Annotated in this window: 9 protein-coding genes; 6 read left to right on the forward strand and 3 right to left on the reverse strand. The window is 47.4% G+C overall.

Going from position 1 to position 12,415, the window contains the following annotated elements; translation table 11 throughout:
* Position 1 precedes the first annotated feature (1 nt).
* Together YC6258_RS00645 and YC6258_RS31235 are read right to left on the reverse strand one after the other, a co-directional pair.
* Complete coding sequence (locus YC6258_RS00645) at positions 2-3,163, reverse strand: RHS repeat protein (RefSeq protein ID WP_169748907.1); 3,162 nt, start codon at positions 3,161-3,163, stop codon at positions 2-4.
* A 621-nt stretch (positions 3,164-3,784) separates the two neighbouring features.
* The gene (locus YC6258_RS31235) at positions 3,785-3,949 is read right to left on the reverse strand and encodes a LuxR C-terminal-related transcriptional regulator (RefSeq protein ID WP_082070498.1); all 165 of its coding nucleotides are present in this window, start codon (positions 3,947-3,949) and stop codon (positions 3,785-3,787) included.
* 553 nt (positions 3,950-4,502) lie between these two features.
* Between YC6258_RS31235 and YC6258_RS26845 the strand changes: the two genes are divergently transcribed.
* The 6 genes from YC6258_RS26845 (at position 4,503) to YC6258_RS00675 (ending at position 11,932) form a co-directional block, all read left to right on the forward strand.
* On the forward strand, positions 4,503-6,686 hold the full coding sequence (locus YC6258_RS26845; protein WP_052829964.1) for a putative bifunctional diguanylate cyclase/phosphodiesterase: 2,184 nt from the start codon (positions 4,503-4,505) through the stop codon (positions 6,684-6,686).
* Between the two features lie 39 nt (positions 6,687-6,725).
* Entirely contained in the window at positions 6,726-7,367 is a 642-nt protein-coding gene (gmk, locus tag YC6258_RS00655; RefSeq protein WP_245626997.1) for a guanylate kinase, read from the forward strand.
* 125 nt (positions 7,368-7,492) lie between these two features.
* Positions 7,493-7,705 carry a DNA-directed RNA polymerase subunit omega gene (gene rpoZ / locus YC6258_RS00660; protein ID WP_044615341.1) on the forward strand — a complete coding sequence of 71 codons (213 nt, stop codon included), beginning with the start codon at positions 7,493-7,495 and terminating at the stop codon, positions 7,703-7,705.
* A gap of 253 nt (positions 7,706-7,958) precedes the next feature.
* On the forward strand, positions 7,959-10,073 hold the full coding sequence (locus YC6258_RS00665) for a RelA/SpoT family protein (RefSeq protein WP_044615342.1): 2,115 nt from the start codon (positions 7,959-7,961) through the stop codon (positions 10,071-10,073).
* A gap of 80 nt (positions 10,074-10,153) precedes the next feature.
* Complete coding sequence (speE, locus tag YC6258_RS00670) at positions 10,154-11,008, forward strand: polyamine aminopropyltransferase (protein WP_044615343.1); 855 nt, start codon at positions 10,154-10,156, stop codon at positions 11,006-11,008.
* A gap of 150 nt (positions 11,009-11,158) precedes the next feature.
* Positions 11,159-11,932, forward strand: coding sequence for a DsbA family protein (locus YC6258_RS00675; RefSeq protein ID WP_052829965.1), 774 nt, complete (start codon positions 11,159-11,161; stop codon positions 11,930-11,932).
* A gap of 40 nt (positions 11,933-11,972) precedes the next feature.
* Here the strand turns inward: YC6258_RS00675 and glnK are convergent, their stop codons facing one another.
* Positions 11,973-12,311, reverse strand: a complete 339-nt coding sequence (gene glnK / locus YC6258_RS00680) for a P-II family nitrogen regulator (protein ID WP_044615344.1) — start codon at positions 12,309-12,311, stop codon at positions 11,973-11,975.
* Between the last annotated feature and the right edge of the window lie 104 nt (positions 12,312-12,415).

A 12,415-nucleotide genomic window follows, 5' to 3' on the forward strand; every position in this document is an offset into this window, starting at 1 on the left:
TTCAGGCCATCGTAGCTGAAGCTCTGATCCAGGGTACTGTCGGTGAGGTTCTGGATTTGTTCGATGTTGCTGTTGAGGTCGTGTGATAGGCCCAGTCCTGTATGCGGCTGCTCAGGTCGGTCAGGCGGTAGTCGAGGTCGTAGGTGTAACTCTGCTGAATACCGTTGCCGTAGGTAAAGCCGGTCGCAGGACCGAATGGCAAGTAGGTCAGGTCACGGATCAGGGGTTGGGCAGCAACGCTTTGGTTGGCTTGCCAGGTGATGTGCTGTAGTTGTCCCTGGTCATTGTACTCGTAGTTCAGCACCGTACCCGTTGGGTAGGTGAGCCGAGTGAGTTGACCTTGGGCGTTGTAACGGTATTGAGTGATCGCCGATATGTTTTGGTCATGCAATCGGGATAGCACCTGAGTAATCTGCCCGACAGAATTGTAGGAATAATGTTGTTCCAGATGGGACTGACTCAGGCTGGTGAGTCGGCCAATCCCGGCATTATTCTGACCGGTTTCATCATAACGATAACTAATATCTTCTTCGCTGTTGGCGGGGTAGTGAATCCCGGTCAACCGGTTCAATGCATCATAGGTGTATTGAGTCACGGTTCCGTGTGCGTCGGTTTTCTGAATCAGGTTGCCGGCATCATCATAGGCAAAGGTGGTGGTACCGGTGTCCGGGCTGGTGAGTGTGGCCAGGTCACCAAAGCCGTTGTATTGGTAGCGGGTAACCAGGCCTCTTGGGTCGGTTACCGAGGTGATGCGATCCTGGCTGTCATAGCTGAAGTAGGTGATGCCGCCCGCAGAATCGGTGATCTGGGTCAGACGATTCAGGGCATCGAACTGTTGGGTAGTGTCGGGGTTTTGTTTGGGGTCGGTGATGCGGGTATTGTTGTCGTTGGCATCATAACCGTATTGGGTGGTTTGTTGATCGGTTCCACCGATGCTCTGACGTAAACGGCTGAGTTCGTCAAAGGCCTGTTGATGCTGACGAACCAAGGTACCGGAGGCATCGTGAATCTGGGTGGAGAGTACGTTGCCCATAAGATCTAAATCATAATGAATGCGATTGCCGAAACTGTCCTCAATGTCGGTCATGCGTTGCGCATTGTCATAGTGGTAATTTATAACCGTTCCTGAGAGAGGAGAAACGGCAGATACCAATCCATTATCATCATAACTTATCGAATAAACTCCAGAATCATTCTGAATAGCACTGACTTTACCCATGGCATTATAGGAATACTGGGTTACAGCACCATTTGCATCTTCAAGACTCTTAATTCTACCGCCAGCATCATAGTCCAGATAATGAACCAAAACCTGATCATTGGCATCACGGACATATTGAATATCACCATTATCATAGTATTGATAAGTTAATGTCTGACGCCCTGTCTGGTGAACAAGTCGGCCTTGAGCGTTATAATAATAATTGGTTTCCCGAGGTTTATATCTCGCATCTATCTGTGCGTCGAAACCCTGCTCTCCGTTGTTATCCAGTGTCGCTTGTTGTCGTATGGTGCACAAACGCGAAACAATGGAGGTACTGGCAGACTCATCACAATGTACGTTAATTCCTGTTAAAGGATCAGCATCGCCATCATACAAATACGTCACGAATAAACCCGGTTGAACAACTCTGCGTATACGTCCATCGTCAAATCGTTCAGTACTTGTTTTACGAGCACCATCTGGTAAAGAGATTGTTGAGGAGGCATAGCTACCAGAAACAGAGGAGGCTATTCCCTCAACCCGCGCCGTGCGCTGCCCACTGTCATCATAATCAAATTGAGTCTTGTTACCTGCAAAATCCTGAGATTGAATAATCAGTCCATCGTTGTCATAACTCAGCAGGTTGCTTTTGGCAGCATTTATGTCGGTGGCCGGAATATAGTCTTTATAGTATTGATAAACACCATTCACGGTTTTGTAGTACTGTCGTGTCGAGAAATTATTGGCATTGGTCAGAGTTACCAGGCTCGCATTCCGAACAAAAGCCCACTTGTCCACTCCTCCTGCACGTTCTGTTGTGACAGCTTTACCACTCTGATAAGTATAAGTGCCAATACGCGTATCATTTGTGTCAAATTTGCCTGTCAAAGCAAAATAGTTATTTGGTCCGCTATAATAATCTTCTTCATTGTAGGTATAACGAACACGGCGACCATCGGGCCACTGAACAGCCGTCAATACCCGTTGATCATGAATACTGGCAAACTCATACAGGATAGTTCCACCATCAGGCAAAGTGATGCTGGTAAAGCGTCCTGTATTATCATAGTTGTATATTAACGATCGCCCCGTTGAGTCTGTCTTCTTCAAAAGTTGTAAATGACTACCATATTCATAGATGACAAAATTTTTACCTAATGATGGAAACACATCTTTAACGATCAGACCACGATTGTTAAAAAACTGCTTGTGTCCGTTCTTTAGAGTGAGAACCCAGATAGACTGATTCTCTTCATTACTGCCTGTCTTTAAAGACACTATGGGAGAAGCAATTTCAGATGGCCGGTAAACACCATCCGTTTTGACCAGCTGATAACGCGAATTACCTAAGTCTATCGTTTTCTCATTTTCGAAATCGTGATAGGGAACCTTAACAGATTCCAAAAATTGATAGTAGGTATTAAAGACATTACCACTTGTCGAGAGATCATATAAAGACGCATTAACAGTAGCAGAGAAATAAAATTGTTTATTATTAGGGATATATATTTTCTCAAAGAATATACCTGTATCGTGACTAACATTATCGGATGATGTATATATGCTCGGTAAATCCTCTATCACCCAACCTTTATCCTGTCCTTTATATTCTCGCTGAATTGTTAAAAGACCATTAGGCGACACATAATCCAATTCAGCTTCATACTTTTTACCTGTTTGAACCTCGACAGGATTACCTCGCTTTGGAGTACACATAAGCGGAGGAGCCGGGTTATCAACGCACGTTAACTCTCTTTCGAGCCCCTCCCAATCTTCTGAATAAGCAACACCATATTTACAGTCATAGTAAACATTGATAGCCGTAGCATCAGGTTCTTCCGTCACTACAGTAGGATCATCGGTGGTAGGATGAGCCAGTGTATGAGTGACACTAACGTTATAACGCGTTGGATGGCCATTGATAGTATAAACAGTTAAGTCAGGACTTATGGATGTCATTTGATTATTAACACACCCGTATGTTCCAGCCGCCAACATGCACTTATCAAAAGCTGTTTGATGAGCACTATTCCAGTTTTCTACAATCGCTTCCATTGAAGCAGATTTTATACTTCCCCCGCTTAATACATATGTGGCAACAGGCTCAAAACTGCCAGCATACGATAACGGCACCAGCGGCATTGAAAATATTAATAAAGTGATTACACGGCACATTGAAGAAAACAAGGAAGCCAAATTGAGTTTCAGTGATGTACGACATTTAAAAAGCAAAAATTCCACTGAGGATAAATGAGAAAACCGCCTGACAATTCTTGTCATTGTTATGTCCTTCATAAATTGATGAGAGTACCGTGTATGCTTAAATTCCGAACAATTGTCGCATATACAAAGAAGAAGCCTCGATTTGCATCATGTGACGAAATCAGAAGCTATAAAACGGATTTCTGGCAAGTGTATCGGGAGTATTTTTTAATTCAAGCATCTCACTCAGATGGTTAAAAAATAATCCAAATAGGCTTTCACCCACCACACCAGAAAATACCATTCCACCTATTCGAACCTACAACCCAATCAGAGTATCAAATTGGCCGAAACGGTCATGTTCATCAACCACTCCAATCAACGATCCAAACCACGTTTAACTGCAAGGATGGCCGCCTGTGTCCGGTCGGTAACTTCAAGTTTGTTCAATACGGTGGAAGCATAGTTGCGCACCGTTCCTTCTGACAAGTGCAGCCGGGTGGCGATGCGTGGATTGCTGAGTCCCTGTCCGATCTGTTTCAGTACGGGTCAGTTCACGCCCGTTCAGTTCTGACAACTATGAGATGAGGATGCCGGTGGCTGGCAACCAGCGTTGTGGTTAAAGAGTAATCCGGCTATCTGGGGATCAAGAGTGTGTTTGCCTTCCAGGGTTCCGAGAACGGCTTTGCCGAAACCAAAGCCTTCACTTTGACTGGATAAATGCCTGCATAAGAGTACAGATTTTGTGCGCTTTGTTCTTGAATAACGTCAGGCTGACATACTGGAGACTGAGGTTACTCCGTTTGCAGAATCTGGCTTGGAGTAGATCCTGCCATGGAAAATCCTGATCGGCTATCATGGGCGTTTTGACATAATTTTCTCCTTAAAACTCCAGATATTTATCGCATTAACCTGATTTCGTGAACCAGGTTAACAATCTTGAAAACCTACCCATATCCACTTCACTGCGGTACGCTCTCACACATAAAGGCATCTTCAAATTAGTCGTCACTGGCAGAAAATATCGCCTACACTGAAATGAATCATCCGTAATACACCTTATAACCATCGGCGACACCGGCGCACTCACTTCGATATGGCAGAGCATTCTTCTTCTGACAACTGGAATCTACGAACCGGCCTGTTTTTTATTTTCCTGTCGGCCGTTTTGCTGATGGTGATGATTTATCTGGAAAACACTCTCAGGCAAACCTATCTTCAAAATCTTCAACTCGATACCACACGTGAACTCGATGCGGTGGCCTCTCGTCTCGGCGCTACCATTACCGAGAATATTTCCTGGGTCAACGGGCTGGCGGCCCACATCAGTATCAATCCGGAAATCAGTCAGTCAGAGTTTCGCAGATATGTTCAGGCCGTGCTGTTTCAAAAACCGTTGCTGATAAACATGGCCGCCGCACCAGATCTGGTGGTGACCATGGTTCATCCGGTACAGCAGAACCAGCAGGTCATCGGTTTTGATTATCGAACCAGTGTTGATCAGTGGCCAGCAGTGGCCCGTGCCATTGAGACCGGTCGTCTTATTGTCGCCGGCCCGATTGCGTTGGTTCAGGGGGGCAGAGGGCTGGTGGCACGTAAAGCAATCCATGATCCAGACGGTGAACTCTGGGGAGTTGTCGCTGCCGCCATCGACGCCGATGCTCTGTTTCAAAAAGTCGGGTTGCCAGGTAACCAGCTGGGTATTGATCTGGCCATTCGCGGTAAAGACGGCCTTGGTTTTGAAGGCGAGATGATCTGGGGGAATCCGGAATTGTTTGCAGATGCCAGATCGCAGCTGACGACGATCCCGGTCGGTGACGGAACCTGGCTTTTTGCCGCTCAGCCCAAATCAGGCTGGGATGGTGCTGTTCCTGTTCTGGGAATATTCAGAACCGGTTTCCTGGTGACATTTATTTTGTTCTGCGGTTTTTTTTACAGCCGCTATCAGAAGCACACACAGGATCTACGCTATCAGAGAATACTGGAAAAACAGGCCACCTATGATCAGCTGACGGGTTTACCCAACCGAATCTTGTTTGAAGATACTTTGGCAAAGGCTATTTCTCTGGCCAGCCGTGACCATTATAAACTGGCCCTGCTGTTCATTGATCTGGACCGCTTCAAACCGGTTAATGATAACCTCGGTCATAAAGCAGGTGATTTGTTGCTGCAACAGGTGACCGAACGAATCAATCGACATATTCGCGATTCCGATACACTGGCCCGCTATAGTGGCGACGAATTTATTGTCATCCTCAATCATATCCATGATGACTATAAGCCGGATACCGTGGCAGAAAATATTCTGGCCACGATCAGCGAACCATTTGTGTTGACCAACAACCAGGTGTTCTGTTCCGCCAGTATTGGCATCTCAGTCTTTCCTGATGATGGCAAAACCAATGAAGAACTGGTTTCCAAAGCGGATCAGGCCATGTACGAAGTCAAAAACAGTGGTCGCAATGGCTGGCATTATTTCACCAGGTCCATGCAGACCGAATCGGAGAATCGCCACATTCTCTACACCCGACTGGTTCAGGCTATTGCTGAGCGATCTCTGGAGGTTTATTACCAGCCCATTGTGCAGTTGAATGACCGTTTCGTCAGCAAATGCGAAGCGCTGGTCCGCTGGTTCAGTGATGGTCAGCAGATTCCAAATTATCAGTTCATCGAACTGGCAGAAGAGACCGGCATGATCAATGAAATCGATCACTTCGTACTGGAAACCGCCGCTGCCTACCTGAAACAACAGTCTCAGGAATTGAATGTCCGGCTGGGGTTATCGGTGAATCTGTCCCCACGCCTGTTTCTGAATAAAGATCAGGCTCTGCTCAAGTGGCTCAATTTGATTCTCGGTGCTGCAGACTCCATTGATCTGACCGTGGAAATCACCGAGCGGCTGTTGATGGCTGAGTCTGACCAGGTCAACACGATCCTGCATCAATTAAGGGATCGGGGGATTACCATCGCTATCGATGATTTCGGCACCGGTTATTCTTCTTTAAGTTACATACTGAAATTTCCAATCGACATCATTAAAATCGACCGATCCTTCATCAACAAAATCGGCCTGGATGACAAATCCGAGGCGTTGACTGACACGATCATCAATATGGCCCACCGTATGGGGTGCCTGGCTGTTGCTGAGGGTATCGAAACAGAGGCGCAATACACCTACCTCAAACGCCTTGGCTGCGACTTCGGCCAGGGTTATTACTTTGACAAACCGATGGATCAGGCTGATTTTTCCAGACGACTGAAGCAGCAGCATAAAAGCTGAAATATCGTTCCATCCATGACCAACAACAGGCAAAACACTTTGACAGATACAATTCCAGAAACACTGACACCCGGCACTCTTTATATTGTCGCTGCACCCTCCGGAGCAGGTAAAAGCAGCCTCGTTAATGCGCTGATCAAGCGACTGCCGTTCGTGTATCTCTCTATTTCACATACCACCCGCAATATGCGTCCCGGTGAAGAAGAGGGGGAGCACTACCACTTTGTTGATAAAGACACTTTTCTGGATATGGTGACCCAGGGTGATTTCCTGGAACATGCAGAAGTATTTGGAAATTACTATGGCACATCCCAGGCCTATGTCGAAAAACAGCTGGCCCAGGGCCACGACGTGATTCTGGAAATCGACTGGCAGGGTGGTCAGCAGATCCGCAAGAAAATCCCGGGATGTCGCAGCATATACATACTCCCCCCTTCCAAAGAGGCATTACTTGAAAGGCTGGAGAAACGTTCCCAGGACAGTGACGAAGTCATTAACAGGCGCATGAAGGAAGCGGTCAGCGAAATGTCCCACTATGGTGAGTTCGACTACCTCATCATCAACGACGACTTCTACAAGGCACTGGACGATATGTGTGCCATCTTCGTCGCTGAGCGCATGAAGATTGATCAGCAGAGTATTCGCAATCAGGAGTTGCTGACGAACCTGCTGTCCAGTTGAACCGCTGAGAAGTCAGTCGGGGCATCCAGGCCGCTCCGGCTGGCGTATATCACTGGCTTTTCTTGCTGTATTTCATTAAACTAGCGCGCCTTTTTGGCCAGTCAACACCTGCTTCGGAGAAGAGAATGGCACGAGTAACTGTTGAAGATTGTTTGGAAAACGTTGATAACCGCTTTGAATTAATCATGGTAGGTGCCAAACGTGCCCGTCAGTTGGCAAATGAAGGCGCTGATCCGCTGGTTGCGGAAGAAAATGATAAAGCCACGGTTATTGCTCTGCGTGAAATCGCCGCGGGTAAAATCAATGCTTCCATTCTGGAAGAAAACAACGATAACTGATCGGATTTTCGGATCAGACAATCACACCGTCTGATCCCGCTTCCCATCCCCATTTTTCTTTCCCTCAATGCTGGTTATTTTTTAATAGCATTCAGTTATTTTCTTGGTATTCGGACCCACATTCAGTAACCTTATCAACAAACGGTGCAAAAGTGTGCATACCGGATATACCTGCTACCCGGCCTGGTAGCGGCATGACCGAAGTAACTCGCAGCACCTTTGTCGACGGATATCACCAGGTGTCAGAAAATCAGTGCAAACCATAGATTCTTTAGCCGAAAAACTCAGCTCTTATCTACCTCCCGATCAGGTCAGTCTGGTGAGGAGAGCCTATTTTTTTGCTGAACAGGCACACGATGGTCAGCACCGACGCTCGGGCGAGCCCTATGTGACCCACCCTCTCGCCGTCGCCGACATTTTGTCTTCCCTGAAAATGGATCATCAAAGCCTGATGGCGGCCATGCTGCATGATGTCATCGAGGATACTCAGGTAACCAAAGAGGCATTGAGCACTCAGTTCGGTCCGGAAGTCGGGGAACTGGTGGATGGCGTCTCCAAACTGACGCACCTGGAATTTGAAACCAAGAAAGAAGAGCAGGCCGAAAATTTCCAAAAAATGGCGTTGGCCATGGCCAAAGACATCCGGGTCATTCTGGTCAAATTGGGGGACCGGCTCCATAACATGCGCACTCTCGGTCACATGCCCGCGGTCAAAAAACGCAGGATTGCCCGCGAGACTCTGGATATTTACGCTCCCATCGCCTTGCGCCTGGGACTCAATGATCTGCGGGTGGAACTGGAAGATCTGTGTTTCCGCTTCATTTATCCAATGCGCTCAACCCGGATAGAAAATGCGGTTAAAAAAATCAGCGGCAATCGCCGGGAAGTGGTCAGCAAAATACAACAGGCACTATCGGATCACCTGGCTCAGGAAAACCTGCCCGGCAAAGTGATTGGCCGGGAAAAACATCTGCTCAGCATTTATGAAAAAATGCGGGTTCAGGGCAAATCCTTCAGCGAACTGATGGATGTTTATGCGTTCAGGATCATCACGGACAAAGTCGATACCTGCTATCGAATACTCGGCGCCGTCCACAATTTCTATAAACCTATTCCCGGACGCTTCAAAGACTATATTGCAATCCCCAAAGCTAATGGTTATCAGAGTCTGCACACCACGTTGCTGGGATTGAATGGTGTTCCGATTGAAATTCAGATCCGTACCGATGATATGGAAGCTATGGCCAATAATGGTATTGCCGCTCACTGGCTGTACAAAAGCGGTGAGGAAAATACCTTCAATCTGTCGCAGTCGCGCGCCAGGGCCTGGGTTAAAGGCCTGCTCGAAATGCAGCATCAGGCTGGTAATCCGCTGGAATTTATCGAAAACGTTAAAATCGATCTGTTCCCCGATGAGGTTTATGTCTTTACCCCCAAAGGCAAAATCATGGAGCTGCCCAAAGGGGCCACGGCAGTGGATTTTGCTTATGCCGTTCATACGGATATTGGTAATTGCTGCGTCGGATGTCTGGTCAACAAAAAAATCGCCCCGCTGTCACAACCTCTGGAAAGCGGCGATTCCATCAAGATTATTACCGCCTCCAATGCCCACCCGGATGCTTCCTGGCTAAATTTTGTCGTCACCGGCAAAGCCCGCAGTTCCATCCGCCATTATTTAAAACACCAGCGCCGCAGCGAATCCATCAATCTGGGCCAGCAGCTGCTGAGCAAGGCGTTGATGGCAATCAATATGAGTATCGACACACTCGATCCGGACAAACTTCAACAGGTGTTGCAGGAATCCAATCTCAATACCTTCGAAGACCTGCTAGAGGATATCGGCCTTGGAAACCGGCTGGCATTCCTGATTGCCAGAAAACTCAGCACCGAAGCCAAAGTGAAATTGTCCAATGCTGATTTATCTGACTCCATGATGATTACCGGCAAAGAAGGCATGGCGCTACGCTATGCCAAGTGCTGTCGCCCGATCCCTGGTGATCCGATTATTGGGCTGATTACCGCCGGCAAGGGCATGGTGGTACATATCGAATCCTGCAACAACATTACGGATGCCCGTAACGATTATGACCGAATTGTGCCCATGCGTTGGGACAAGGAAATGCACAGCGAGTTCATTGTCGAGTTACGAGTGGAACTGAAAAATCAACGCGGGGTGATTGCTCATCTGGCAACTGCTGTGGCGTCTACAGATGCCAGCATCGAGGCGATTAATATCATCGAGAAGGACGTCACGACCGGACAGGTGAACATTTCCGTCGGGGTGACCGGCCGAATACATTTATCCAAGGTCATGCGACGAATTCGGGTATTGCGCGATGTGATCAAAGTACAGCGAATTAAAAACTGAGCGCCTGACCACTGCTGCTCAGGTCAAACAGCTTAAGGCAGGATGCTGTTACCTAAAATCAAATCCAACAGGATAATTTCATGAACAACGATTCATTTTTTACTGAAATCTGGACGCCGGAAGGGTCGGCTTTTTCTCTGGAAATCGAAGAAAAACTCCATGAAGAGCAGAGTGAATTTCAAAAAATTGAGATTTACCGTACCAGGCATTGGGGTAATCTGATGGTACTGGATGGCTGCTACATGGTGACCGACCGGGACAATTTTCTGTATCACGAAATGATGACCCATCCTGTTCTGTTCACTCATACCAATCCACGCAAGGTAGTGGTTATCGGGGGCGGAGACTGCGGTGCACTCAAAGAAGTACTGAAACACCCGAATGTCACCGAAGCATGGCAGGTGGAGATCGACGAACGGGTTACCCGCCTGTCGGAACAGTATTTTCCTGACCTGTGCAGCTCCAACAGTGACCCACGGGCGCACTTTTATTTCGGAGACGGCATCCAATGGATCAAGGATGCTGAACCAGGTTCCATAGATATCATCATTGTTGATTCCACTGATCCGGTTGGTCCGGCCGAGGGACTGTTTAACAAGGCCTTTTTTGAAACCTGCCTGCGGGCTTTGGGCGATAACGGCATTCTGGTGCAACAGAGTGAATCGCCACTGTTTCACAGCCAGACCATTATTCGGGACATGATCGCCGAGATGCGTCAGGCGGGATTCTGCCATTTTCAGACCCTGCCATTTCCCCAGCCGATTTATCCATCCGGTTGGTGGAGTTGCACCATGGCGTCTAAGAATGTATCGGTCAACGAGTTCCGTTACGATCACGCACAGGAAAAAGTCTTTGCGACCCACTACTACAATGCAGACTTACACCGCGGAGCAATGGCATTGCCTGAGTTCATGAAACGGGACCTCGAACAATAACAATAAAGAGTGTGGGCGGTTTCACAATTCAGTAACCGCTCACCCGACAGATTGAACTCACCGTCCGGAAACACTGTCTAAGTCACCGCAAATAAGGTATTAACTACCGACCATAACTACAAATACCATTAGAAAACCGAGGAGAAAGCGTTGCGTTATTTATTCATTATTTTATTCACCTTTATTTCGGTTCTGTCGCAAGCCGCGAATCTCGATCCGGAAATGGAAAAACTGATACAGCAGCGTATCGATGAGCGCTGGCAGCAATTGTTGGAAAGCGATGAGTTCAAAAACAAAGTCAGAGAAGGCATTCTGGCATTTATCGACGAACAGAAGCCGGATGAAGGCAATCCTGCCAACGTTCGTGTGGTAGACCCTGAGAAAGATCATATTAAAGGCGACCCTAAAGCCCCTCTCACACTGGTGGAATATTCAGATTTCGAATGCCCGTTCTGCAAGCGCTTCCACGAAACCATGGTAAAAGTAACGGACAAGTATTCTCAGGTTAATTGGGTATATCGCCATTTCCCATTGGATATGCACAACCCCGGAGCCCAGAAACAGTCAGAAGCGTCAGAGTGCGTTGCAGAACTCGGCGGCAACGATAAATTCTGGGAATTTACCGATGCCATTTATGAGCGCACCCGCTCGAACGGACATGGCTTTCCGCTGGATCAACTGGCACCTCTGGCCAAAGAAATTGGTGTCGACGGTTCAGCATTCCAGGATTGTTATGATTCAGGCAAATATCGTCAGAAAGTACTGGATGATACCCAAAACGGTATGGAAGCCGGTGTAACAGGTACCCCTAAAACCTTCCTGATCCATCATGAATCAGGTGCAGTGGTACCCATCAATGGTGCTCAACCATTTGAAACCATCGATAAAATGCTGACAGAAATGATTGAGAAACTGAATCTGTAATGCCTTTTCAAACAAAGGTGCCGCTGTCGCGGCACCAGCCTTAAAGAGCGTCCAGCCCTTCTTCGCCGGTACGAATACGGACAACCTGCTCAAGATTGGAGACAAAAATCTTACCGTCACCGATTTTTCCAGTATTGGCCGCTTTGGAGATGGCTTCCACTACATTTTCCACCTGATCATCTGCAACAGCCACTTCCAGCTTCAGTTTTGGCAGAAAATCAACCACATACTCGGCACCGCGATACAGCTCGGTATGGCCTTTCTGACGCCCAAAACCTTTCACTTCAGTCACAGTAATACCTTGTACACCGACTTCCGACAGAGCCTCACGAACATCATCCAACTTAAATGGTTTAATGACGGCTGCAACTAGCTTCATAGTTCTACTCTCTCTGATTAGATTCGGGCACAAAGATACCTTGATGCACCAAAATAAAAAAGGGCACCGGAGTGCCCTTAGTTCATTGTAGGATTAACCGTAGT

The organism is Gynuella sunshinyii YC6258 (assembly GCF_000940805.1).
In the GTDB taxonomy this organism is placed as follows: Bacteria; Pseudomonadota; Gammaproteobacteria; order Pseudomonadales; family Natronospirillaceae; genus Gynuella; species Gynuella sunshinyii.